Source organism: aff. Roholtiella sp. LEGE 12411 (genome assembly GCF_015206995.1).
Taxonomy (GTDB): Bacteria; Cyanobacteriota; Cyanobacteriia; order Cyanobacteriales; family Nostocaceae; genus Komarekiella.
Genome location: NZ_JADEXR010000034.1, coordinates 16,523 through 41,070 on the forward strand (window position 1 = coordinate 16,523; position 24,548 = coordinate 41,070).

Consider the following 24,548-nt stretch of genomic DNA (forward strand, 5'->3'; position numbering starts at 1 on the left):
ACTTCTATAACTACTATTTTTGAAAACTTATAATTTAACTAACATGCAAGTAAATGCATGAAATTTTAGTAAATGTAGTGCTTAGCAAGGACAAATACGTACTTATAGATTTGGAATTTCAGATTTCGTCATTTATATGTAAATTAAGTAATTACCCTGGTTTAACTAGTTCATTACATATTTGACACTAGATACCAGTACTATGTCTATTTTTTTTAGGAGGATTGTTTAAATATTTACATAGATATCTAGTTTTTAAAGCTATATCAAAGTTTTTCTAAGCCTTGAGTGAAAATCACCAAAATACGGGATAATCACTTGTTTTCTGGATTACAAATACAATAAATATATGAAAATTTTATGAAGAAAACCGTTGATATTTAAAGATTAAAAATAATAGTATCATTATTCAGTTGCTTGATCATCGTGCCATTTCAAAAGCTAAAACAAGTTTTATATTTATATATTGTACAAGTTTATTCAGTGTATTTCAGTAAATGGGTATTAATAAACATAACTTGAAAAATAACCCAATATCCTTAAAAAGTTAATAATAAAGAAGTTTTTGACTATCTACTTTATAATGATGTTTAATTTTACCTATGTATTTATTTTTTTTGTGGTTTTTAACACAAAAATTACATATATCTCAGCTTGAATATAAATAGCTCACCCATTTGCTCCGCTATCAGGTGAGGCTTGCCCCAACTTCTCTTTGCAGCATCGCAGTTTTTCTCGGGAGTTCCCTCCTACAAACTGCTCTTGCTTTAAAGCTAAGTGTCTATGCTCTAGATGGAATGGCACTAAGAAAAGCCCAAAGGCTTGTGTCGCCACCTAGAAGCCCTATCCTGAGTGCTAGTCCATGTCTATGCCACAAAGACCAATAAAAATAGCTCGTTAACCTAAAGTAGGAAAAATCACAAGTTTGACGTTTCACATTCCCACTTTCCCCTAGACTAAGGGCAGCAACTTTGTTCCAACTGGCTGAGGAAAGTAAACTTTGACTGAGACAAACAATTTAACTTTGTCCCTCCAGAATGTCTCACGCAGGGAATTGCGAGATTTAGTGCGAACTCAGCTGCAAATGCTGCTGGAAGTGGAGGATTTGCAGGGAGCAAAAGCCATTCTGGTACCTGTTCAACCTGCGGATATTGCTGAGGCGATTGAGGGTTTACCTGAAGCAATGCACGCTTTGGCTTTTCGCTTGCTTTCTAAGGATGAAGCAATTGAGGTTTATGAACATCTCGACTACAGTGTTCAAGAACGGTTAATCGAAGAACTGAGAAGTCAAGATGTACGTGACATTGTAGATAAAATGTCGCCTGATGACCGAGCTAGGTTATTTGATGAATTACCAGCCAAAGTCGTCAATCGCTTGCTAGAACAACTTAGCCCAGCAGAACGACAAGCTACAGCTCAGTTACTGGGTTATGAAGCTGATACAGCTGGGCGAATCATGACGCCAGAGTTGATCTCACTGAAAGAAAATTTTACGGTATCTCAAGCATTAGAGCGAATTCGCAACTTAGCTAATGCCAGTGAGATGATTTATTACCTTTATATTTCTGATGGGGAAAGGCGTTTGACAGGGATTTTATCACTGCGTGAGTTGGTGACGGCTCAACCGGAGCAAATTATTGGCGAAATTATGACCCGTGATGTGGTGTTCATCCACACTGATACAGATCAGGAAGAAGTTGCAAGATTAATCCAGAGATACGACTTTTTGGCTGTGCCTGTGGTGGATCGAGAACATCGTTTAGTAGGTATTGTCACTGTAGATGATGTCATTGATATTTTGCAACAAGAAACCACCGAGGATATTTATGCCTTGGGTGGAGGTGTGCAGTCGGGCGGTGACAACTATTTTCAGATGAATTTACTGGAAATTGCTCGTAAGCGAGTTGTATGGTTGTTAGTTTTATTGATAACTAATACTATTACAGGCACAATTATTAAGTCACAAGAAGATATTTTGGCAAAAGTGGTAGCGCTAACTGCATTTATCCCCTTGCTGACTGGTACTGGCGGTAACGTAGGTGCTCAATCCTCTACAGTAGTGATTCGCGGGATGAACACCGATGAAATCAGATCGCTTGGAGCATTACAGGTAATTGGGCGGGAAGCGATCGCTGGTGCTCTGCTGGGAGTAATGCTAGGTACGATCGCCACTGTCTGGGCTTACTTTTTGCAAGGACAATTAGAGGTGGCGATCGCTGTAGGTAGCAGTCTGGTAGCTATTTCTCTTTTAGCTTCTATCTCTGGCTCTGCACTGCCGTTTTTATTTCGCTACCTCCGCTTAGATCCTGCATTAATGTCAGCACCGTTTATTACCACAGCAGTTGATGTAGTAGGCGTTTTAATTTACTTCAATTTAGCGCGGGTAATTTTGAAATTATGATTGGTCAAGAGTCAAAACTAATGACTTTGGACTTTTGACTATGGACTTTGCACAACGATTTATAATTCTGATGCAGTATCTGGAGCAACGATTTCGCCAGTACCCAATTGTAGTATCAAGTCTTGGTCAGTAATCAGTTCGTTGAGTTCCTTTACTTGTAAATTCATTTCTTCACAAGCTTGTCTGAGTTGTCGTGCAAATTTATTGAGATCATCACCATAGCCACATTGATAGGCAGCTGTCTCAATTCCTTGCTTGGCATTTGCTCTAGCACAATCTACTAGTTCTGTGCCATGCAATGGTGTAGGAGATGCCATATACTTAGTTATTATTTATTATGTGTTTGCTGTGAAAAGCTTATCAGTTTTTTAGCATTCATTCATCTCTCCAATGGAGGACGATGAAGATAGAATTAGTATTCATAAGTGAGTAATTCAAAATGCAAATCTTATAACTTTTCACTTATGAATACTAACTTGTTTGCTTAACCGTTAATTACTTCGCCACCATTAGGATGTAATACCTGACCAGACATATAAGAAGCATCATCGGAGGCTAAAAATACATAACTTGGTGCTACTTCTTCTGGTTGTCCGGCTCTTTGCATTGGTACTTGTTTTCCGAAGTCTGCAACTTTATCTTCTGGGAAAGTTGCAGGAATTAAAGGTGTCCAAATAGGGCCAGGAGCTACAGCATTGACGCGAATACTCTTTTCAATTAAATTCTGAGATAGGGAACGAGTAAAAGCAACGATCGCACCTTTTGTGGAAGAATAATCAAGTAGTTGTGGATTGCCTTTATAAGCTGTTACCGATGTGGTGTTGATGATAGAACTGCCTTCTTGCAGATGCTTGAGTGCAGCTTTGGTCAAGAAAAACATGGAGAAAATATTAGTACGGAAAGTTCTCTCTAACTGCTTTTCGCTGATATCCTCAATACTTTCTTGCGGATGCTGTTCAGCAGCGTTATTGATGAGAATATCGAGTTTGCCAAACTCATCCACTGTTTGTTGTACAGCTTGCTGACAAAAGTTTTCATCACCAATGTCACCTGCGATGAGTACTGCACGACGTCCTTGTTTTTCTACCAGTTGCTTTGTTTCTTTGGCGTCATCGTGTTCATTTAGGTAAAGAATCGCTACATCTGCACCTTCTTTGGCAAATGCGATCGCTACAGCACGACCTATACCGCTATCGCCACCCGTAATCAATGCTACTTTGCCTTTTAACTTATCACTTCCTTTGTACTGTGAATCATCTGCTTTAGGTTTTGGCGTCATTTCTGATTCAACGCCTGGTAATTCTTGACTTTGTGGTGGTTGTAATTTTTGTTCTGCCATAAAACTGTTCCAGTAGTAAAAGAACTGACGACTAACACATTCCCAAAAGTAAACCTTGGATTGAACAATCGCTCCAAGGTTTACTTTTTGCTTTGGCTCCCACTTGCCATTTGCAACTTTGGATGTTTCCACCCTAGATGTTTAGCAAACGTACTCATTAATGCAAATCGTACGTGGTTGAGCTTATTTATCCTCACTCCAGACACCCACTTCCACTATGACCACGAAAACAAGTACAGAACTTTCTGGCGATGAAGGATTTATCCTTGACATCTACTTTTAAGTTAGCTGGAGATCCTGCTGAAATTTATCATTCCCTAGAGGGAATCCTAACTCCAATTTGCTCGACCTGAAGATGTAAAATAAATTAATAGAAATTATGTCATTTGAAGTAGTAAGGATGTTTTTTGTCTTTTATGCTTATGGTCTTTGTCAGCCTGCTTTGAGGTGATGAGCAATATAGACTTCAATCTTCCAATTTGTGGGTTCAAAATTAGCTGAATTTTGCTATTCTCGTTAAGATTAATTCAGGTGTAGATATTCTGAGAAACTTCTAGCAGTTTCCCGCCAAGATTCTCTAGAACGTATACATTAAATAGTTTAGTTTTAAGCTAAAGTGTATTTAATTAGTAAAATTACATACTAGTATTTTGGAATTAACGGTAATTTTCATAATTTGATATTCAACGTTTGGGAATATTTAAGCGATCGCCAAATTTAATGTATAGTTTTGTTTTTTTGCTTAAAAGCAAAGACAACGCTTTACAAAAAGATACAATTCCAGAGTTGAATATTAGTACCTCTAATCTAAATTGTGGCTGGGGATATACCAAAGTAGTAAAACAGTGTTGGGATCAAGATGAGAAAAGGGTTATGACAACAACTAATATTTCAGAATTAGAGCAGTTTGATAAGTTCCGCCATCTGCAATCAACTCTGCGCGAACGTTGGAAAACTATTGAGTTGTTTGACAATAGTGAAGCAGATATTTTAGTTGTTCCCTCCTTGAGTATCGATCAGCGTGAACTCCAAAAAATTGAAGGCTGTGAACATTATGAGGAACGGTTGCTATTTTCCTTGATGCGCTTGCGGAATCCGCGAACTAGGCTGATATATGTCACATCAGTACCATTGCATCCCAGTATTATTGAATACTATTTACAACTTTTGCCAGGAATTCCCTTTTCTCATGCTCGCAATCGCTTACTGTTACTTTCTGCTTACGATTCCTCTCTCAAGCCTTTAAGTCAAAAGATTTTAGAACGCCCCCGCTTATTAGAGCGGATTCGTAAAGCTTTGAGGCAGGAAAAATCATTTATGATCTGCTACAACTCCGCGTTATGGGAAGGCGAATTGTCTGTAAAATTGGATGTACCACTTTACGCTGCCGCACCAGATTTGCAGATTTGGGGTAGTAAAAGTGGCAGTAGGCAAATTTTTGCCGAAAGTGGAGTACCACATCCAGATGGCAGTCAAAAAGTTTGGAATTCCGCAGATTTAGCAGAAGGTGCTGCCCAGTTGTGGGAACGCCAACCGACATTACAACGGATAGTAGTAAAACTCAACGAAGGCATTTCTGGAGAAGGGAATGCGCTGCTGGATCTTAGACCAATTGCGAATTTATCATCACAAGGTTCTCATGCCGAAAGAGTAGCAGCAATTAGCGATCGCTTCTCAAATCTGCGTTTTCAAGCCAAACAAGAGACTTGGGATAATTTTTCCGGGCGGATTCCTGAGTTAGGCGCAATTGTTGAAGCATTTGTAGAAGGAGAAACTAAGCGATCGCCCAGTGTCCAAGGACGAATCACACCCACTGGCGAAGTAGAAATCCTCTCAACCCACGACCAAATTCTCGGAGGCCCAGACGGTCAGATTTATCTTGGTTGTCGATTCCCGGCTGATGAAAGCTATCGATTGCGATTACAGCAATTGGGGTTAAAAGTTGGCAGAAAACTAGCAGAGAAAGGCGCTTTAGAGCGTTTTGGAGTAGATTTCATCACTGTCGATCAGGGTAATGGAGAGTGGGAGATTCAGGCGATCGAAATTAACCTCCGTAAAGGCGGTACTACTCATCCTTTCATGACCCTGAAATTACTAACTAACGGTCGTTATGACCTCTCTACGGGGTTATTTTATAGTCAGCAAGGTCGTCCCAAATACTACATTGCTACCGATAACCTGCAAAAAGACCGCTATCGGGGATTATTACCCAATGATTTGATGGATATCATCGCCCACCACAGACTGCACTTTGACAGCGGTACTGAGACAGGAACAGTGTTTCATCTGATGGGTTGTCTTTCCCAGTTTGGCAAGGTGGGATTAACTAGTATTGGTGATTCCCCACAACAAGCAGAAGAAATTTATAACAGAGTCGTCAAAGTTTTGGATGAAGAAACTCGTAGTAACAATAGGGATTTGCCCTCGTTCTCCGATTACGCTTTTCCCGTTAGTTGGGATGGATATGAATAAAAAATTCCACCCTCTTGTGGGTGGAGTTTTTGGGAATGGGGGAGTTACTGCAAAGACGGTGACTCCCCCAAAGTCCCGAATGTCACGAAGATAAGCTGTTATTGAACTAGGGAAGTTGGGAGAGTAACAAGTAATTATTTAGGACTAGCCCTTTCAAGGTGATTCGTAAAATAAGATTGTTTTTTCTCAGCGCTCTGTGTCTTGAAAAGTTCAGAGCGCCGGAAACCGGCGCTCTGACTTTTCGCTGTGTCTGTGCGGTTCAAAGTAATTTATCTAACCGCAGAGGCGCAGAGAACACAGAGGCAAGAAATAAAAAGGGGATTTTTGGAGCCATATTTTTACCCACCTGGAAAGGGCTTGTCCAATTATTAATGAATTCTTACTACTCTAATCACCTTAGATACACCTATTTATTTATCTCCCCTAGTACCCCTACTCAAGAACAGCTTGCCTCAATAAATAATTAAACAAAACAAATGATGTGAATTTATTTATTTTACATTCTTTAACAAATAATTCCAGGAAGTTAAAATATCAAAATCCTTGAAACAAAGGTACTTAGTTTAGCATCTGTAATTCAATTTAAGGAGTGTTCTAAATATGCCTCTTGTCAAACGTTGTTTAGCCGAATTGGTCGGCACTTTCTGGCTTGTTCTGGGTGGCTGTGGCAGTGCTGTTTTAGCTGCCGCCTATACGGCAGATGCTGCCAAAATCAGCGAGAATACTTCTTTTCCATTGGGTATTGGATTAGTGGGCGTATCTCTAGCATTTGGACTTACTGTCCTTACAGGGGCTTATGCACTTGGCCATATTTCTGGTGGTCATTTCAACCCAGCTGTTTCTTTTGGATTGTGGGCTGGAAAGCGCTTTTCAGGGTCAGATCTACTACCTTATATTGTCTCTCAAGTGCTTGGTGCATGTGTTGGTGCAGGCGTTATCTACCTAATTGCTAGCGGTAAAACAGGATTTGTCCTTAGTGGCTCTAATCCACTTGCGACTAACGGCTATGGTGCTCATTCTCCAGGTGGTTATACACTGTTTGCTTGCCTGCTCACCGAAGTGGTGATGACTTTTATGTTTCTGCTAATTATTTTAGGTGTGACTGATCGCCGTGCTCCTCAAGGACTTGCGCCACTTGCAATTGGTTTTGGACTAACCTTGATTCACCTAATTAGTATTCCTGTAACCAATACCTCGGTAAATCCTGCCCGCAGTACTGGAGTTGCTCTGTTTGCAGGCGTAGAACTTTTTTCCCAAGTATGGCTGTTCTGGATAGCTCCTATCTTGGGAGCCATTTTAGCAGGATGGTTTTACTTAGCTGTATTTAGTGAATCAAATGTGGAAGAATCGCAGCAACTCAAGGAGTTAGTCTAGTTGCAATGAAAAATTACAGTACAGATGATCGTAAGGACACAACATTGTTCTGCCCCCACCCGTGTAATTCATTTACCTGAAAAACGTTGTATCTTCTGATGAGACTGCGATCGCTCATGCTCCTGTAACATCTAAGGAAATTCGAGCATCCTGCTAGAAACTCAGTTTGAGGTATACCGAATTTTAGCAATTATTGAGCGTCAAATAATTTGACGCTCAAGATAAAATTTTTAAAAGCAGAGAAACGCTAAAATCAAGTCAGCCTTTGTATTATAGCGGTTGTGTCCCACATCACTCAGAGTGCGGTTCACTGCATAAATCCTGATTGTCAACGTCCTTATCCTCAGCCTTGGGGAAACAAATTTTGTAATAGCTGTGGCGCACCGCTACAGCTGCTAGACCGCTATATCCCATTTCAGCCTCTAGGTTCAGGAGGATTTGCTCAAATTTATGCAGTTTGGGATGAAAAAACTCAAACAGAGAAAGTGCTGAAAGTGTTGGTGGAAGATTCACTAAAAGCACAAGAATTGTTTACCCAAGAAGCAGCGGTTTTAAGTAGCTTGAGGCATCCAGGTGTCCCTACAGTCGATGCTGATGGGTATTTTCAAATAAATTTGTTTAGTCCAAAACAGCGCCGACTAGCTTGTCTGGTGATGGAAAAAATCAATGGGCAAACTCTAGAGGAGATGTTAAAAAAATATCCTCAAGGGTGTCCTGAAGATTTGGTATTAAACTGGTTTGCTCAGACTGTAAAAATTTTACAGGTACTACACAAGCGCCAGATTATTCACCGCGACATCAAACCTTCTAATTTGATGCTGGGTACTCCCTCAGCAAATGTACCCCAACAGGGGGTGACGGGTGGGGAGCGGCTGGTACTAATTGATTTTGGTGGAGCAAAACAATTTAGCACGGCGATGCTGCGTCGATCTAGTTCCACTAGGCTATTTTCTTCTGGCTACAGTCCTCCTGAACAAGTGACTGGGGGGAATGTGGGGCCAAGTGCTGATTTTTATGCCCTCGGTCGAACGATGATTGAATTACTAACGGGCAAGTATCCGCCGCAGTTAGAAGATCCGCAAACTGGGGAGTTACGCTGGCGTGTTGGGGTGAATGTCAAACCGCAACTGGCAGATTTGCTAGATGAGATGGTACGAGATGATGTGCGATCGCGTCCAGCAAATGCAGCTATTATTCAAAAACGTTTAGCGAAAATTTCCAAAGCGTCACCACAGCAGGGGTTGTTTTCCCAACTGCGAGACACTGTTCAGCAAACCTCAACGCAAGCATCCCAAAAATTTGCACTGTTAATACACGCTGTTGAGCAAGCTTTCGCCGACTTGAATCGAGCTATCGGCAAAATTACTCATTTCATAGTTCAGATGATTTTTAAAGTTTTACAAGCCTGTGCAGCAACGATTTGGGCGATGATGCTGACTTGTATCGGCGCTTGTTCAGGTGCGATCGCTGGTTTTATTTTGGCGTATCGCACAAACTTGGGCAATCAAGTTGTGGAATTGATGCTACATCAGTTAAATCAATTAGTTCCCAATACTCAACCTGTGTTGGGGGCAGATATTCTGGTTTTCCTGGCTGCGGGTGTGGGAACCGCTTGGGGATTAACAATGTCGGGGTGTTTTGGGCAACGACGGCGGTTCTTGGTGGCGTCGTTGATGGCTATGATTAGCTATGGCTTTGGATGGTTGGTTTTGCAATTAATCACACCCAAAGATAGCGGCGAGGGCTTGGTGGCATTTATTTTAGTAGCAGTTTGCCTGCTCACTTTGAGTTTAGGCCTTCGCAGTCATCACATAGTTTATGCTGTAATCGCTTCCTTTGGCACTGCGATCGCCTTTGCAATTTTGATTCTTTTAAAGTTGACACCGCCTATCTGGCATTTTTCTAGTCAGCCTGGTTGGTCGGAGTTATGGTTGCCTCTAGCTTTTTTTGGTTTTGTAGGCGTCTTTATGAGCTTCTGGTTGGGAGCAAGCTACTACTTTATTGTGCCTGGGTTGCGTCTTTTGGGATGGCGTTAATTATATATCCAAAAACAAGATCCCCCTAGTCGTTTTTCATTGAGCTAGGGGGATCACATACGTGGTAGTCTATAAAGAGTTCGGTATAATCGGCTATGCTCTGATTCTAAATCCTAACATTTTGTTTTGAGTAGCTTTATCATCATAATTTATACTATTTTCATACCTTCTTAATCAATGCTTCATCCCTACTGTTTGTTAGAAAACTCGTATATGTAAGGATGACAGTAGGCAAAATGCATAACTAGTCATCCTTGTGGACATCTGTAAAAACTATGAAACTTAAGACTTTGGCTACCGCCGCCCTATTAGCTTGTTTCAGCTTTGCAGAGCAAGCTTTTGCGTTGAACCAACAAGACTTGGATCAGTTGAAAGCAGCAAATGCCTGTCCTAGATGCGATTTGAGCAGTGCTGACCTAACTCAACTGAATCTAACTGGAGCGAATTTGCGCGGGGCTAACTTGAGCGGTGCAACATTATCTCAGGTTAATCTCACTAATGCCGATCTGACTGGTGCCAATTTAGAAGCTGCGGTTTTGACTTCGGCGAATCTCAGTGGCGCTTCCTTAACAGGTGCAAATTTAAAATCAGCATCCCTGGAAAATGCTGATTTGTCCTACGCTGGCTTCATTAGTGCCAATTTGGAAGCAGCCAACCTAAAGGGTGCGAAATTGCAGTTCACTAATTTTCGGGCGGCAAACTTCCGGCTAACAACGCTAGCTAATGGTGTCGTCACTTCTGACAAACCCTATTGGTGGTCGTTAGAGCGTGCAATTCCTAGAGAGTGTAATAAATTCAAAGCTGAAAATATCCGAGGCACAACCTGCTACACAAGATAAATAGCTTTGAGTCAGTGTTTAAGCTAATGAGCAAACAAAATTGTGTAGCAAGTAGGAGGCAGGAGTACAGACGCAATTAATCGCGTCTGTACAAGAGTTCAGTTGTTCTCCACATCTTTCCCTCTCTTCAGCTAGGTAATGCCAATCCTTGTGTGGTTAAAAGCATTTTGTTTATTAACAATTCTTTATCATAGGAAAAAAGTCTGTAGATTAATTAATCGATGCTTACCCGTATTCAAGACTTAGCAGCAAAATTAGCGCCCCGTTTAATTGAAATTCGCCGCCATATTCACTCTCATCCAGAACTCAGCGGTCAAGAGTATCAAACAGCAGCCTTCGTAGCTGGTGTATTATCTTCCAGTGGTCTGCATGTGCAAGAGGGGGTTGGTAAAACAGGTGTTATCGCAGAACTGCAAGGTACTAGCCAAGATAACCGTTTATTGGCAATTCGCACTGATATGGATGCGTTGCCAATTCAAGAACGCACCTGTTTAGAATACGCCTCTCGTGCAGAAGGAATTATGCACGCCTGTGGTCACGATGTCCATACTACAGTGGGTTTGGGAACAGCAATGGTACTGTCCCAAGTAGCAGATGAATTGGGTGGTAAAGTGCGGTTTTTATTTCAGCCGGCAGAGGAAATTGCCCAAGGGGCAAGCTGGATGGTGAAAGATGGGGCGATGGAAAATGTCTCAGCTGTATTAGGGGTTCACGTTTTCCCTTCTATACCCGCAGGGTCTATTGGCGTGCGTTACGGGGCATTGACGGCTGCTGCTGATGATTTAGAGATTATCATAATTGGTGAATCTGGGCACGGGGCGCGTCCCCATGAGGCGATTGATGCAATTTGGATTGCTTCGCAAGTAATTACCACACTGCAACAAGCTATTAGCAGGACGCAGAATCCGTTACGTCCTGTAGTATTGAGCATTGGGAAGATTAGTGGTGGTAGAGCGCCGAATGTAATTGCTGATAAAGTGCAGATGTTGGGAACTGTGCGATCGCTCCATCCCGAAACCCGTGCTCATCTTCCCAACTGGATTGAAAACGTTGTGGCTAATGTCTGCCATACTTATGGGGCAAGTTATCAAGTTAATTATGGCCAAGGCGTGCCCAGCGTGCAAAATGATTATGCCCTAACGCAACTTTTGCAATCATCTGCCGAAGAAGCTTGGAGTAGCGATCGCGTCCAAGTTTTACCTGAACCTTCCCTAGGTGCTGAAGATTTTTCTATTTATTTGGAACATGCCCCCGGTTCTATGTTTCGCTTAGGTGTAGGCTACAAGGATAGAATTATTAATTACCCATTACACCATCCCGAATTTGAAGTTGATGAATCTGCGATTCTCATCGGGGTTGTAACTATGGCTTATGCTGCTTACAAATACTGGCAACAAGATTAAATACGAAATCTATAAGGTTTTGAGACAACTTAACCAGCTTTTTGAGTAGCAAATGAGTAGCACACCACTCAAAAATCTGGGCATCCGAATTAACGACGTTTGGGTGGCAGTAGTGCCTTAAAACGGTTTCCACCTCGTCACCAATCCAGAGCGCAACCTTATCCGGGCTGATGCCGCTGCTGATTGCCCAAGTTGTAAAAGTATGCCGCGTGCTGTAGGGCTTGAGGTAGTAGGGTATTTTGCCTTGCTGTACTAGTTCCTTGACCACCCCACCGGGCGATCGCCCGGTAACTGCTCAATATAGTGGTCTTTTCTAGTTGAGCTGATTGAAAGTTGGTAAATTTCTCCCAAAGTTCTTGTAAGTCATACCTGTACTTAGCTTCAGGCTTTTTTTAGCTCATCAGGTAATCTGATTTCTTTAGATCCCCTAAACTGGTAGCCCTCCAAGGATGGATCGAATCGCTGCAAAGCGATATCATTGGCGATCGCCGACTGTACCGTTCAAGTCACCGCACTATTGTCCGACAACCGTACTATGTCCTTGAAGAAAACTAAGAGCTTGTTCAATAAATTGGAGAGCATTTATACCGCCAAAAACATTTTCAATCTCAGAACTTGGCAAGCTCTGAATCTCCATTCCGTTTTCGGGATAGCTAAGGTCTGAAATTACAATTTTAGGCATTTTAGTTTGCTTGCTATTAAAATTTTGATGCTAATTAATACAGAAGTATTATTTATAGTGTTGTTATTAACAACATAAATGCTTGTACGATACTTTTAAATATGCCTTTAGATAGATTCTAAAAAACTGCATTATGGGATATGTAGATATATGAAATACAATGTAGATCAATAGTAATAATTGCCACTCACTTCTAGGGTTTATACTGCTACTAAATTATTTGTGATTGTTATCATGACGGTATGCAGATGTAAAAGGAAATATCAGTCATGTTTGCACTCGTTTCTCCAGACAAGACTCAATTACCCCCTGGTGCTGTAGTGCGCTTAATCGCTAGTTGGCAAGAGTATCAGCATTTATGTGACCAACGGGGAGATGGGTCAATTCCGCGGATCAAATATCGCAATGGAGAAGTATTGCTGATGTCGCCCTTACCAGTACACGGTCGAGATGCTAACCTACTGGCTGACGTTGTTAAAGTACTATTGGATCATGATGGACGAGAATATGACGCATTTACACCCCTTACTATGAGCTTACCCCAAGAAAGCGGCGTTGAGCCAGATTATTGCTTTTATATCGATAACTGGCAAGCAGTGTCTGGGAAAAAACGCATCGACTGGCAACAAGATCCACCACCCGATTTAGTAATTGAAATTGATGTTACCAGTTATTCTAATCTACAGGATTATCTTCCCTATCGTGTTCCTGAAGTTTGGTTATTCAAAAATCAACAGTTATTAATTCACCACTTACAAGGTGATGATTACCAACTGCAAACCAACAGCTGTTATTTTCCCAACTTTGATTTGTTAAGTGCCATCGCCCGTTGTGTACAAATTGCTTATGAACGCAACACTAGCGTTGCCATCCGCGATCTCAAACAAGGCTTAAAATAATCCTATAGTTTCCTAGTGATCGTAGCGCAACTAACGCACACACCGGACTGCATCAAGCTATCCATGAACTGCGTCATGGATCAAACGACGCACGTTTGAGGATTATTGCTGGCCATCGCTTTGGGCATAGCCGTCAAAAGTCTAACTACTTGATTGCAGCTGATGTCTACGAGATTTGGACAACAATTTGTTGTGCAAATTTGCCACCTGAAGATTTGACAACTTGTAAAGTGAGTGCTGTAGTCAACCTCTACATATTTGATACAGCATTTGGCTATGCGTAGGTGCAGTTGGCATGAGTTGACCAGCTCCTTCTCTACGAGAGGCTGCGCCAACGGGGCGGGAACAGGGAATAGAGAACAGGGAGAAGAACTAGCCCCGAATATTGGATACAAGCCCCTTAATTGATTAATGGAAAAAATCAAATACTTGAAACCAGATGGCGCAAGCCACGAAGTTTCAATGCGTCCTTATATACAGCACCTAATTGGAATTATGGGGATTCCCCTGTTGCCTACAAAGGCTCAGGCGACCACCACCAGATAGTATTAAGTTTAGGCTGCATAATTATGAATAAGGTTTCCGCAGAGTAAAGAGTGATAGCGAAGTGCAGCAACCTCTTGACGACCAGACATCAGGAGATTGCTGAGTTTTTACGGACACGCTACACGTAGTTTACTTCCCCGTTGCGTTAGCTTCCCGCAGGGTAGGGGTACGCAATAACAGATAAATTTTTAGTCATCATAATATAATACAGATGTATTTCTTATTCCTCAGTTAATTATGGTACAAACAATCCCAGCGCGGGATATCAGCCTTTATGAACTAGAAGAAAAATTTGGTTTGCAATTGGTTACAAATGCTGATTTTTTCACGGAATGGACAAATGATTTACCATCGTTGAATGATGCAGAAAATTTATCGCTCGAACGAGTTAAAAGTAACTATTTAAATTTAACTCAACGTCGTCCAATGTCAGAAGAAGCGGTGAAGATGGTAGTGCTATCTCCACTGCTAGATTTAGCAGGTTTTTATCAGCCACCTTTTGAAATTGAAACGGAAAAATCTACTGATATCTCTGCTGTAGATGAAAGCATAATAGTCAAAGGTAATATTGATGTTTTAGTAATTCAAAAACGTCTAGTGGTACTAGTTATTGAATCTAAAAGCACTAAATTTGATGTCTTAACCGCATTACCCCAAGCACTTGCTTATATGCTTGATACTCCCAATATTGAACAACCAACTTTTGGGTTACTTGTCAACGGTAGAGAGTTTGTTTTTGTCAAACAAGTTCAGCAAGAAAAGCCAAAATATGCTCGTTCTTATGCATTATCAATTGAACGGGATGCAGAATTTCAACAGGTACTAAGTATCTTAAAACGCATTGGTCAATTAATTTTGTTGTAGTCAGCACCTACACATAATATAGCTAAATACCAGAGCAGAACCTTGTAGACGTGTTGCGGTATGTTCAAAAGCTTGTAGAGCCAGACATATTCTAAAAAATAGAACATGACAGACGTAATTTTTACCAACGGTTATGCATTACTCATCGGCATAGGTGCAGATTTACCCATCACTGTTAAAGATGCAACTGCCATCCGAGATGTACTGATTAATCGTGAACGCGCCGCTTATCCACCAGCACAGGTCACACTACTCACCGAAACCTCGGCAACTCGGCAAAATATTCTTACAGCTTTTGACCAAATTATCACCAACGTCAATCAAGATCCTGATGCAACTGTCGTTATTTATTACTCTGGTCATGGTGGACACATCAAGCATACCAATGAATACTTCCTTGTACCATTCGGCTATGATCCTAGCAAGCACACAGACACGGCCATATCAGGTTTTGAGTTTACCCAAAAGATTGAGGCAATTACAGCGCGGAAGCTGGTAGTTTTATTAGATTGCTGTCATGCTAGTGGCGTTCCAGCTTTGAAGGAACCAGGAGAAACATTTGTTAAATCACCATTACCTCCTGAATTATTAAATGTACTAGCCACGGGAAGCGGTCGAGTTGTGGTTGCTTCTTCACGGGAAGATGAATATTCGTATACAGGTCAGCCTTATAGTGCTTTCACAGATTGCTTATTGGAAGCGTTGCAAGGCAAAGCAGCAGTGAATAAAGATGGCTATGCTCGTATTCTTGATGTTTTAATTTACTTATTTGACCAAGTTCCTAAAAGAGCGTCGGGGCCCCAACACCCGTTTGTTAATAAAGTGCTGGAATTGGGCGACAATTTTCCCCTTTGCTACTACGCAGGTGGGAGTAAATTTTTACCTGGCGAAACTATAACTATTGAAACTAGTCCAATTTTTACTAGCTTAACTGCTGGACAGAAACGACGTTTACAACAGCAATTAGATACACTTCAGGCAGAATGGAATATTCGCAGCCTAAAAATCAAGCTGATGCGGACAGATTTAGCTATTGAGGCTGGTACAGCAGTAAAGTTTCAATTAGAACAGCAGATGCTTGATGAAGAGGCAAAGCTAGCACATCTTAGCAATGAACTGGATCAGATTGAGTCTGCATTGCAAGGATAAATCAACACTTTGCAGTTTATACTATCTTTCAAGAGACTAACAGTAGAGTTGCTGGAGAGTGAATATAAACCAACGACAGCGATCGCAAAAACAGCGAGATACCCTTCAAGCCGAGTGGGATCTCAGAAATGAGAAGTTAAAGCAGTTGCGGTTGGCTTTAGCAATTGAGGCTGGGGCTGCTGTTAAGTTTCAGTTACAACAACAAATCCAAGCTGAGGAAACAGAACTGAAACGGTTAAATGATGAATTAGATACAATCGAGCAAACTCTTTACACAGTGAATTTGGTCAAGTCTCCTACAATTGAACCAGCTCCTGACACGCCCAATTTGGTCAAGTCTCCTCCAATCGAGCCACCTCCTTCGCCGCCAATTGTAGTCAAGTCTCCTATTGTTCCATTGAAGGCAGACTACCACCAACTCCGCGATTTATTGGAAAAAAAAGCATGGCAAGAGGCAGACCAAGAGACAGTTCGGATTATTCTGCAAGTTGCTAAGAGACAAAAAGAAGGCTCGTTAAAAGCTAAGGATCTCAAAAATTTTTCCTGCTCAGATATCTGCATGATTGATCAACTTTGGATAGAAGCTAGTCAATATCAATTCGGCTTCAGTGTACAAAGAAACATCTGGTTTAGCGTTGATGGACAACCAGGCAAGTTTGATCCTCCAATCTTTCGTAACTTCGGGGATAGTGTAGGTTGGCGAGTCAATGATGATTGGTTAAGACATTATACGAGCTTAAATTTTTCCCAAGCTGCTCCAAAAGGACATTTGCCATCTTTGAGATTCCCTCATGATGAAGACGGAATCAATTGGTTTGGGGCATGGCAAGATAATTTCAAAGGCTTCTTGACTCTTGTGGAAGATTGTTTGTCGCGCTCCTCTTGATTGTAAGGTGGCGCACAAATCTGATTCCAAAAGTCGCTTGCGATCGCATGGGGTGCGTAAAATAACTGAACTCAATTGTTAATAAACCCTGACTTTGCCGCTATTTTTACGAAATTTTACGTAAAAAGTGGGAACAGCGGTGATTTTACTATATGTCATTATCCAGAGAACTGAAATCTAGTAATTAAGCTTCAAAATTGGTCGGAAGTAGTGCTCCTCTATCCAAAATTATTATGCAGCTTCAAAAACTACCTTCGTATCTAGTTACGCTAGCGGGCGTGGTAATACTAGGTGTTGTCAGCTTTTCAGTCAACCAACCAACTCAGGCATTCACCCCAAAGTCAACTCTACAAATACCGCTTAAAAAAAGTTTAGCTACTCAAGATAGGCACTTAGCGATCGCGCCTTTAAGCAACTCATCTATTTTAATAGCACAAATTTCACCTGTTGGCGGCATCGCAATCATCCTTGTGGTGTGTGGAATCGTGATTGGAGTAATTTTCCTACCAGGGATTGTCCAAATTGGGCAGAATGAAATTGGAATTGAACGCAAAAAGTTTGGTCGCCCAACTAGCCACTTAATTGCCTTCGATGAAAAAGAGGCAGGTTGGCAAGCTCAGACACTTAATCCTGGGTTGTATTGGCGCTTGCCTTGGCTGTATGAGATCCATAAAGAGGAAGCTATCTGTATTGCTCCAGATAAAATTGGCATAGTGGAGGCAAAAGATGGTGCCTCCCTATCACCTGGTCAAAACTTTGGCAAGGTATTTGAGTGCAATAATTTCCAGGATGCACAGGCGTTCTTTAAAAATCACGGACAGAGAGGGAAGCAGCAAGCGATTTTAAATACTGGTATATATCGAATTAATACCAAGCTGTTTGCCGTTGAAATCAGAGATGTTATTCATATTCATGCAGACCAAGTTGGCATAGTTGAAGCAAAAGATGGCGCTCCAACACCACCTGGTCAAAACTTTGGCAAGGTAGTTGAGTGCAATGACTTCCAAGACGCGCAGGCATTTTTTGAAAAGGGGGGACAGAGAGGAAAACAACTAGCCATTCTCAAAGCTGCAACTTACCAAATTAATACCGAACTCTTTAAAATTCAGCGAGATTCACTCATCCGCATTCAGGCAGGTGAAGTTGGCATAGTTGAAGCCAGGGATGGCGCTCTTCTACCACCTGGTCAAAACTTTGGCAAAGTTGTTGAGTGCAATGACTTCCAGGACGCGCAGGCATTTTTTGATCAAGGAGGGCAGAAAGGGAAACAACTAGCCATTCTCAAATCAGGAACTTACCAAATTAACACTGCATTGTTCAAGCTTCACAAAGCACCCGTTGTCAAAGTCCTGCCAGGAGAAATTGCCCTAGTGGTTGCTCAAGGGGGTACGCCGTTATCACCAGAAAGAATCCTTGGAAGGGCTGTTGAATGCAATAACTTTGAGGATGCACAAGCATTTATTACCAATGGGGGGCAGAGAGGTAAGCAGTTAGCTATTCTCAGGGCTGGTGAATATCAAATTAATACTGATTTGTTTACTATCGTGACCACGGTGAATGCTATCGAATATGGCATGAAGCCTGAAGACCTCAAGATTTGCACAATAGGGGCAGATAAAATTGGAATCGTTACGACTCTTGATGGATTACCCACCCCAGAAGGTGAAGTTGCTGGTTCGTTCATTGAGAGACATGACAAATTTCAGAATGGACAAAAATTTATTGATGCCGGTGGTTTCCGAGGTTTGCAGGAGGAATTTCTACAAGAAGGTTCTTGGAGCCTGAATCCTTGGTTTGTTCAGGTTGAACAAGTGCCGCTGACAGAAATTTCCGCAGATAAAGTCGGGGTAATTACTTCCTATATTGGCAAGAATGTTGATAGTACCTCTACAAAAGAGTCTCGATTAGTGGATGAAGGATATAAAGGAGTACAGAAAATACCCCTTAGACCTGGAAAATATGCTGTTAACACAAGAGTAAAAACTGTAGAAATTGTCCCGACTAACGAAATTATTCTAAATTGGTCAGATGAACCAAAGCCAGAGGACAACTACGACACCAATCTGAAAGCGTTGAAGCTTCGTTCTAAGGATGGATTTACTTTTGATATTAGGGTTACTCAGGTGATTAGCATTGGTGAAGAAGATGCACCCAGAATGATCTTACGTGTTGGTGCTAAAGTAACTGATAATTCTGATCAAACACACAAAAATACTGCCATTAAGAATCTTGTGTCCAGAGTTCTGGGTCCGATGATTGACAGTTTCTTCCGAAATTCAGCCCAAGGGTATGAAGCTCTAGATTTTCAAGACAATCGTGTTGAAATTCAGAGAGGAGCAGAAGAGCATATTAAGGCAGCCCTGAATGCTTATGGTGTCCAAGCAATCAGTACACTGATTAATGAAATTGATCCCCCTGATGAATTAGAAGAACTCGTAAAGCAGAGCAGAGTTTTTGAAGAGCAGCGCAAGACTATTAAGGCAGAGATATTGACTGAAGAACAACTCCAAGATCTTATTCAGGCACAAGAAAGGACAAAAGCTCAAGTTGAACTGGTTAAAGCCCAACAAAATTTAGAAATTGCAGGACTCAATGCTCAAGCGACAATCAAGGGAGCAAAAGCAGATGCAGAAACTAAACGTCTGATGGATGATGTTGATTTAGAGACGAAGCAAAAACAGCTTGATATGGACGCAGAATATCAGAAGCAGCTTAGGGATATTGAAATTAACGAGCTGCAAAAGAGAATTCTAGCTCTAAGTCCTGAACTTTACACAAAGATTGAATCAGAGAAAGCATGGAGTCATGCATTAGCTGAACTCAAAATAGATATGCCGGAAATATTTATTGGAGGAAGTAGTGGTAGTTCTCCAGGAGTAGACGCTCTCCAAGCAGGTACTATGCAGTTCGCGTGGATGGACATGTTGAGAGACATGTTAAAACAACGGGAGCCTATTAAGCAAATCGATATGTCACCACAAGTCGGAGTACTAAATCCTGCTGATAACGATTAGAAATGGTTAATACTGAAATCCCAAAATTGGGCTATTGCAGTGATAAGCTAAAACACATTTAGATTGCACAATCATTCATGAGGGCTGTTCTTTGTCCTTTGTCATTTGTCTTAGTCGAAAGTATTTACAAAGGACGCATGACAAATGATTAATGACGGTCTTAGACGCACATTAGCTTAGAAATTTGCTCAATTAAGTAGCGATGTAATATTTTTAATTAACTTTCCATCAAACTGAAAAACTAATCAAAAATCTTACATCCCAGAGTCTCATAAATTTACGCTTCCAACTAATAAGGGACTTAATATGTCGAAAAAAGCGACGCTCAATCCTGTAGAGAGATTTTTAATCTGGTCTGCTGGGGCAAATCACGAAGTCTTGGCACAAGAAAGTTGCTTAACAGAACGATATAAATATGAATCAATTGGCACAACTGTTTTATTAACATCAGTGATGGCTTTCTTCTCAGGAGGGTATGCACTCTTCACCGTTTTTGGTTCTATCTCAATTTCCTGCGCTGTGGGTGCTGCTTGGAGTTGTGTAATTTTTAATTTAGATCGTTTCTTTATCTTAAGTACAAATCGAGGAAAATCTACTTCAAAATGGCAATTTTTTGCAGCATCTAGTCTGCGGCTAAGTATAGCAGTTTTATTAAGCTTGGTAATTGCTAAACCTCTTGAATTAAGGCTATTTGAGCCAGAAATTAATCAAGAATTACAACAAGAAAAAATTGAAAAGCCAAGAGAAGAGAGAAGAAAGCAACAAGCAGAATGGGAGAGTAGTCAGGAATCAAAGAGGCTAAATGAGATAGAAGTAGATATCCAAAAATTAACAGATGAAAGAAAGCAACGCACCGATGACCGTAACACATTAACATCAAAAGCCTTCGAGGAGCTAGACGGTACAGGTGGAACAGGTCAAGCTGGACAAGGAAGTGCCTTTAAAGCTAAGAAAGAGTTTACGGATAAATTAGACCAAACCATCAATAATATTAATCAGCAAATACAAGAACTACAGAATGAAAAAAATAACCTTATAAAACGTCGGGATTTGATCTTAGCACCAGCTGCATTTAATACTAAACAGCAACTAGATAAGGAAACTGACAGTCTCTTGGCTCGGCTTACTGCTTTAGAGAGACTATCTCAGAAAGATTCTACTGTTGCTACAAGTAATTTACTTGTAACTCTCCTATTTATCATAATTGAAATTTCTCCTCTCTTAGTTAAGATGCTATCTAAAGAGGGACTTTATGAGTCACTTATTACAGAACAAGAAAAGTATGAAACTAATAAAGAATATCTCCGCCGAATTAAGGAGCAAGAAATACTGAAAATCGAAGAATTAAAGGATTTAGAGTTAAGAGTTCAAAACTTCATGGTGGAGTATCTTCGACACAAAGAGATAAGTAAAGAGAAGATAGCAAATATTGGAATTAAAGATACAATAAGCATTCATGACCAATATAGTCAAGAGACTATCAGATTTCGGAAGCTGTGTGAGGAGCGGATAAAGTATTATGAGTATCTAGTTAACCAATAATCCTTCACTCAAAATTTAATACCGATTAAATTAATGATTGCAACAAGAGACGTTGCAATGCAACGTCTCTACTGTCGTTTTCTTTGTTTCAAATTATTGAAACGTATTTTGGGCTATTTTTATCGGCTTTTTCTTAATATTCAAAACTTCCGATTGTTTACATAAATATATTATTATTGTCTGAGCAGAATCGGATCAGTTAAATAAAAAACGCCAAGAAATATCAAGCCTTAATGTTGTCTTAATTCTTGGCATAATTTATATCTTGGCAGTTCCAACTTTTACCAAAAAAGCACCTATTTTTTCGCCGTAGGCATACCCAAAATATCCTCAAGTCTCGGCATTTCTTCCAACGGAATCACGCGCCCTTCATCTTCAAAACCAACGATTTTATCAAAGTTCAAATACCGATACAAATCATCGGCAAAAGGATGAATTCTGTTCGCCACAATATCCATATATTCCTGTATTGTGGGAATGCGTCCCAACAGCGCACAAACTGCGGCTAATTCTGCTGAACCAAGGTACACTCGCGCATCTTTACCCATGCGATTATTGAAGTTGCGGGTAGAGGTAGAAAACACTGTTGTTCCATCAGCAACTCGTGCCTGATTACCCATACATAAACTGCACCCTGGCATTTCTGTCCGCGCTTTTGCCGCATCAAAAATACCATATACACCTTCTTCTTTGAGTTGGTGTTCATCCATGCGAGTTGGTGGACAAATCCACAAGCGGGTTTTGACTTCACCTGCACCTTCTAAAACTTTAGCTGTTGCCCGATAATGACCGATATTTGTCATACAAGAACCAACAAATACTTCTTGCACAGGATCATTAGCAACTTCCGATAATAATTTCACATTATCAGGATCATTAGGGGCAGCTACAATTGGTTCTTTGATTTCATTTAAATCAATTTCGATAATTTCGGCATATTCTGCATTGGCATCAGCTTCCATTAGCACGGGATTGGCTAACCATTCTTCCATTTTGGCGACGCGGCGTAGGATGGTACGTGCATCTTTATAACCCCTCGCTGCCATGTTTTTCAGCAGCACTACATTGGAACGCAGATATTCGGCAACTGTTTCTACACTCAGCTTAATTGTACAACCTGCACAGGAACGTTCAGCACTAGCATCGGTAAGTTCAAAAGCTTGTTCAACTTTCAAATTTGGCAAGCCTTCCATCTCTAGAATTTTTCCAGAGAAGACGTTTTTCTTATTTTGCTTCTCTACTGTGAGCAAACCTTTTTGAATTGCTACGTAGGGAATGGCATTCACGACATCTCGCAAGGTGATACCGGGTTGCAATTCACCTTTGAATTTTACCAATACCGACTCTGGCATATCTAAAGGCATTACCCCCAAAGCACCTGCAAAGGCTACTAACCCAGAACCAGCGGGGAAGGAAATACCCAAGGGAAAACGAGTGTGAGAGTCTCCGCCTGTGCCGACGGTATCGGGTAGCAGCATTCGGTTGAGCCAAGAGTGAATGATACCATCGCCGGGACGTAAGGCGACACCGCCACGGGAGGCGAAGAAGTCTGGTAGTTCTTGCTGAGTTTGGATATCAACTGGTTTGGGATAAGCGGCTGTGTGACAGAAACTCTGCATTACCAAATCTGCACTGAAACCAAGACAGGCGAGTTCTTTTAATTCGTCGCGGGTCATTGGTCCCGTGGTATCTTGAGAACCAACGGTGGTCATCATAGGTTCACAAGATGTGCCAGGACGCACACCAGATAATCCGCAAGCTTTACCAACCATTTTTTGTGCTTGGGTATAACCTTTACCTGTATCGGCGGGTTGCTGGGGACGGATGAAAACGGTGCTGGGTTCTAAACCAACTGCTTGGCGGGTTTTATCGGTGAGGGTACGCCCAATAAGTAGGGGGATGCGTCCACCTGCACGGACTTCATCAAAAATGGTATCAGGTTTGAGGGTGAAGGTAGAAATGACTTCGCTAGACGTTCCATGTAACGTCTCTACATTAGTGGTGATTTCGCCTTTGTAGGGATGGATGGTAATTACCATACCAGTTTCTAGTTTGGTGACATCGCATTGGATAGGCAAAGCACCAGCATCTTCAGCAGTGTTAAAGAAAATAGGCGCGATCGCACCACCTAAAATATACCCCCCAGCGCGTTTATTCGGCACAAAAGGTATATCATTTCCCGTATGCCACAATACCGAGTTAATAGCAGATTTACGCGAGGAACCTGTACCAACTACATCACCCACGTAAGCCACGGGATGACCTTTTTTCTTTAACTCGGCAATTGTTGCCAAACTTCCCGGCTGTCGCGACTCTAGCATCACTAAGGCGTGTAAGGGAATATCTGGGCGTGTGGTGGCGCTTTGGGCGGGGGATAAATCGTCGGTGTTGGTTTCGCCAGGAACTTTGAAGACGGTGACGGTGATAGCTTCTGGTACTGTGGGACGCAGGGTGAACCATTCAGCTTCTGCCCAAGAGTTAATTACTCGCTTGGCGAAGGGATTGGTTTTGGATAATTCTAAGACATCATGGTAGGCATCGTATACCAACAAAATTTTGCTTAAAGCGTTGGCGGCATAAGCGGCGATGGGTTCTTTTCCTTGTCCTCCCATCACCAGCGGTGTTTCCGAAGAGTCGGAAACGGATACAGTAGGCAATTGCATCAAATCTATTAAAGATTGTACATTGTAGCCGCCTACCATCGTCCCCAACAATTCCACCGCTTGTATGGGTGAAATCAACGGGCTAGTAATTTCCTCTTTGGCAATGGCGGTGAGAAATCCAGCTTTGACGTAAGCTGCTGCATCAACACCAGGAGGAATGTGATCGCGTAATAAATGTAATAATGTTTCTGCTTCACCCTCTGGTGGATTTTTCAGTAATTCACATAACTCTGATGTTTGCTTTGCATCCATTGGTAAGGGGGGAATTCCCAGTGCTGCTCTTTCGGCAACATGTTTACGGTATGATTCCAACATTCTGAACTCCAAATATTCAGCTAAACATTTTTTAAGTGTTTCTAATCACTTCCTAAGTTTCAGGAGCATTCAACCTTACAAATCTTTACAGGGAGAATTCACAGAAAGTGAGCCTCCTTACTTT

The 24,548-nt window shown here is 41.4% G+C and carries 18 protein-coding genes; 13 read left to right on the forward strand and 5 right to left on the reverse strand.

The window, feature by feature from the left end; translation table 11 throughout:
- Nucleotides 1-1,000 precede the first annotated feature (1,000 nt).
- On the forward strand, nt 1,001-2,401 hold the full coding sequence (mgtE, locus tag IQ246_RS10345; protein ID WP_194002645.1) for a magnesium transporter: 1,401 nt from the start codon (nt 1,001-1,003) through the stop codon (nt 2,399-2,401).
- 59 nt (nt 2,402-2,460) lie between these two features.
- Here the strand turns inward: mgtE and IQ246_RS10350 are convergent, their stop codons facing one another.
- Nucleotides 2,461-2,718 (reverse strand): hypothetical protein, encoded by a 258-nt coding sequence (locus IQ246_RS10350; RefSeq protein WP_194002647.1) that lies wholly within the window; start codon nt 2,716-2,718, stop codon nt 2,461-2,463.
- 167 nt (nt 2,719-2,885) lie between these two features.
- Nucleotides 2,886-3,740 carry an SDR family oxidoreductase gene (locus IQ246_RS10355; protein WP_194002699.1) on the reverse strand — a complete coding sequence of 285 codons (855 nt, stop codon included), beginning with the start codon at nt 3,738-3,740 and terminating at the stop codon, nt 2,886-2,888.
- Between the two features lie 873 nt (nt 3,741-4,613).
- Between IQ246_RS10355 and IQ246_RS10360 the strand changes: the two genes are divergently transcribed.
- The 5 genes from IQ246_RS10360 (at nt 4,614) to IQ246_RS10380 (ending at nt 11,864) form a co-directional block, all read left to right on the forward strand.
- Nucleotides 4,614-6,212: a peptide ligase PGM1-related protein gene (locus tag IQ246_RS10360; protein WP_194002649.1), complete on the forward strand. Its 1,599-nt coding sequence runs from the start codon at nt 4,614-4,616 to the stop codon at nt 6,210-6,212.
- Nucleotides 6,213-6,812: 600 nt separating this feature from the next.
- Entirely contained in the window at nt 6,813-7,586 is a 774-nt protein-coding gene (aqpZ, locus tag IQ246_RS10365) for an aquaporin Z (RefSeq protein ID WP_194002651.1), read from the forward strand.
- 281 nt (nt 7,587-7,867) lie between these two features.
- The gene (locus IQ246_RS10370; protein WP_194002653.1) at nt 7,868-9,622 is read left to right on the forward strand and encodes a serine/threonine-protein kinase; all 1,755 of its coding nucleotides are present in this window, start codon (nt 7,868-7,870) and stop codon (nt 9,620-9,622) included.
- 275 nt (nt 9,623-9,897) lie between these two features.
- Nucleotides 9,898-10,461, forward strand: a complete 564-nt coding sequence (locus tag IQ246_RS10375; RefSeq protein ID WP_194002655.1) for a pentapeptide repeat-containing protein — start codon at nt 9,898-9,900, stop codon at nt 10,459-10,461.
- Between the two features lie 221 nt (nt 10,462-10,682).
- Complete coding sequence (locus tag IQ246_RS10380; RefSeq protein WP_194002657.1) at nt 10,683-11,864, forward strand: M20 family metallopeptidase; 1,182 nt, start codon at nt 10,683-10,685, stop codon at nt 11,862-11,864.
- A 158-nt stretch (nt 11,865-12,022) separates the two neighbouring features.
- Here IQ246_RS10380 and IQ246_RS10385 read toward each other — a convergent pair whose 3' ends face one another.
- Nucleotides 12,023-12,163, reverse strand: a complete 141-nt coding sequence (locus IQ246_RS10385; protein WP_194002659.1) for a hypothetical protein — start codon at nt 12,161-12,163, stop codon at nt 12,023-12,025.
- A 215-nt stretch (nt 12,164-12,378) separates the two neighbouring features.
- Nucleotides 12,379-12,546, reverse strand: a complete 168-nt coding sequence (locus tag IQ246_RS10390) for a hypothetical protein (protein WP_194002661.1) — start codon at nt 12,544-12,546, stop codon at nt 12,379-12,381.
- 269 nt (nt 12,547-12,815) lie between these two features.
- On the opposite strand from IQ246_RS10390, the gene IQ246_RS10395 reads away from it, so the two are divergent.
- The 7 genes from IQ246_RS10395 to IQ246_RS10425 all read left to right on the forward strand — a co-directional run bounded on the left by IQ246_RS10395 (nt 12,816) and on the right by IQ246_RS10425 (nt 21,446).
- Nucleotides 12,816-13,445 carry a Uma2 family endonuclease gene (locus IQ246_RS10395; protein WP_194002663.1) on the forward strand — a complete coding sequence of 210 codons (630 nt, stop codon included), beginning with the start codon at nt 12,816-12,818 and terminating at the stop codon, nt 13,443-13,445.
- 95 nt (nt 13,446-13,540) lie between these two features.
- Nucleotides 13,541-13,729, forward strand: a complete 189-nt coding sequence (locus IQ246_RS10400) for a hypothetical protein (RefSeq protein WP_194002665.1) — start codon at nt 13,541-13,543, stop codon at nt 13,727-13,729.
- 499 nt (nt 13,730-14,228) lie between these two features.
- On the forward strand, nt 14,229-14,855 hold the full coding sequence (locus IQ246_RS10405) for a type I restriction endonuclease subunit R (RefSeq protein ID WP_194002667.1): 627 nt from the start codon (nt 14,229-14,231) through the stop codon (nt 14,853-14,855).
- A 105-nt stretch (nt 14,856-14,960) separates the two neighbouring features.
- Nucleotides 14,961-16,004 (forward strand): caspase family protein, encoded by a 1,044-nt coding sequence (locus tag IQ246_RS10410; protein ID WP_194002669.1) that lies wholly within the window; start codon nt 14,961-14,963, stop codon nt 16,002-16,004.
- Nucleotides 16,005-16,062: 58 nt separating this feature from the next.
- On the forward strand, nt 16,063-16,890 hold the full coding sequence (locus tag IQ246_RS31250; RefSeq protein ID WP_194002671.1) for a GUN4 domain-containing protein: 828 nt from the start codon (nt 16,063-16,065) through the stop codon (nt 16,888-16,890).
- A 233-nt stretch (nt 16,891-17,123) separates the two neighbouring features.
- Nucleotides 17,124-19,904: an SPFH domain-containing protein gene (locus tag IQ246_RS10420; protein WP_194002673.1), complete on the forward strand. Its 2,781-nt coding sequence runs from the start codon at nt 17,124-17,126 to the stop codon at nt 19,902-19,904.
- Nucleotides 19,905-20,282: 378 nt separating this feature from the next.
- Nucleotides 20,283-21,446 carry a DUF4407 domain-containing protein gene (locus IQ246_RS10425; protein ID WP_194002675.1) on the forward strand — a complete coding sequence of 388 codons (1,164 nt, stop codon included), beginning with the start codon at nt 20,283-20,285 and terminating at the stop codon, nt 21,444-21,446.
- Nucleotides 21,447-21,742: 296 nt separating this feature from the next.
- Here IQ246_RS10425 and acnB read toward each other — a convergent pair whose 3' ends face one another.
- On the reverse strand, nt 21,743-24,424 hold the full coding sequence (acnB, locus tag IQ246_RS10430) for a bifunctional aconitate hydratase 2/2-methylisocitrate dehydratase (protein ID WP_194002677.1): 2,682 nt from the start codon (nt 24,422-24,424) through the stop codon (nt 21,743-21,745).
- Nucleotides 24,425-24,548 lie beyond the last annotated feature (124 nt).

Bases quoted from the DNA above. Each gene is read 5' to 3' on its own strand.
- IQ246_RS10390 (WP_194002661.1), bottom strand. From the start codon at position 12,546: ATGCCTAAAATTGTAATTTCAGACCTTAGCTATCCCGAAAACGGAATG.
- IQ246_RS10360 (WP_194002649.1), top strand. From the start codon at position 4,614: ATGACAACAACTAATATTTCAGAATTAGAGCAGTTTGATAAGTTCCGC.
- IQ246_RS10420 (WP_194002673.1), top strand. From the start codon at position 17,124: ATGCAGCTTCAAAAACTACCTTCGTATCTAGTTACGCTAGCGGGCGTG.
- IQ246_RS10350 (WP_194002647.1), bottom strand. From the start codon at position 2,718: ATGGCATCTCCTACACCATTGCATGGCACAGAACTAGTAGATTGTGCT.
- IQ246_RS10375 (WP_194002655.1), top strand. From the start codon at position 9,898: ATGAAACTTAAGACTTTGGCTACCGCCGCCCTATTAGCTTGTTTCAGC.
- acnB (WP_194002677.1), bottom strand. From the start codon at position 24,424: ATGTTGGAATCATACCGTAAACATGTTGCCGAAAGAGCAGCACTGGGA.
- aqpZ (WP_194002651.1), top strand. From the start codon at position 6,813: ATGCCTCTTGTCAAACGTTGTTTAGCCGAATTGGTCGGCACTTTCTGG.
- IQ246_RS10380 (WP_194002657.1), top strand. From the start codon at position 10,683: ATGCTTACCCGTATTCAAGACTTAGCAGCAAAATTAGCGCCCCGTTTA.
- IQ246_RS10355 (WP_194002699.1), bottom strand. From the start codon at position 3,740: ATGGCAGAACAAAAATTACAACCACCACAAAGTCAAGAATTACCAGGC.
- IQ246_RS10410 (WP_194002669.1), top strand. From the start codon at position 14,961: ATGACAGACGTAATTTTTACCAACGGTTATGCATTACTCATCGGCATA.
- IQ246_RS10395 (WP_194002663.1), top strand. From the start codon at position 12,816: ATGTTTGCACTCGTTTCTCCAGACAAGACTCAATTACCCCCTGGTGCT.
- IQ246_RS10405 (WP_194002667.1), top strand. From the start codon at position 14,229: ATGGTACAAACAATCCCAGCGCGGGATATCAGCCTTTATGAACTAGAA.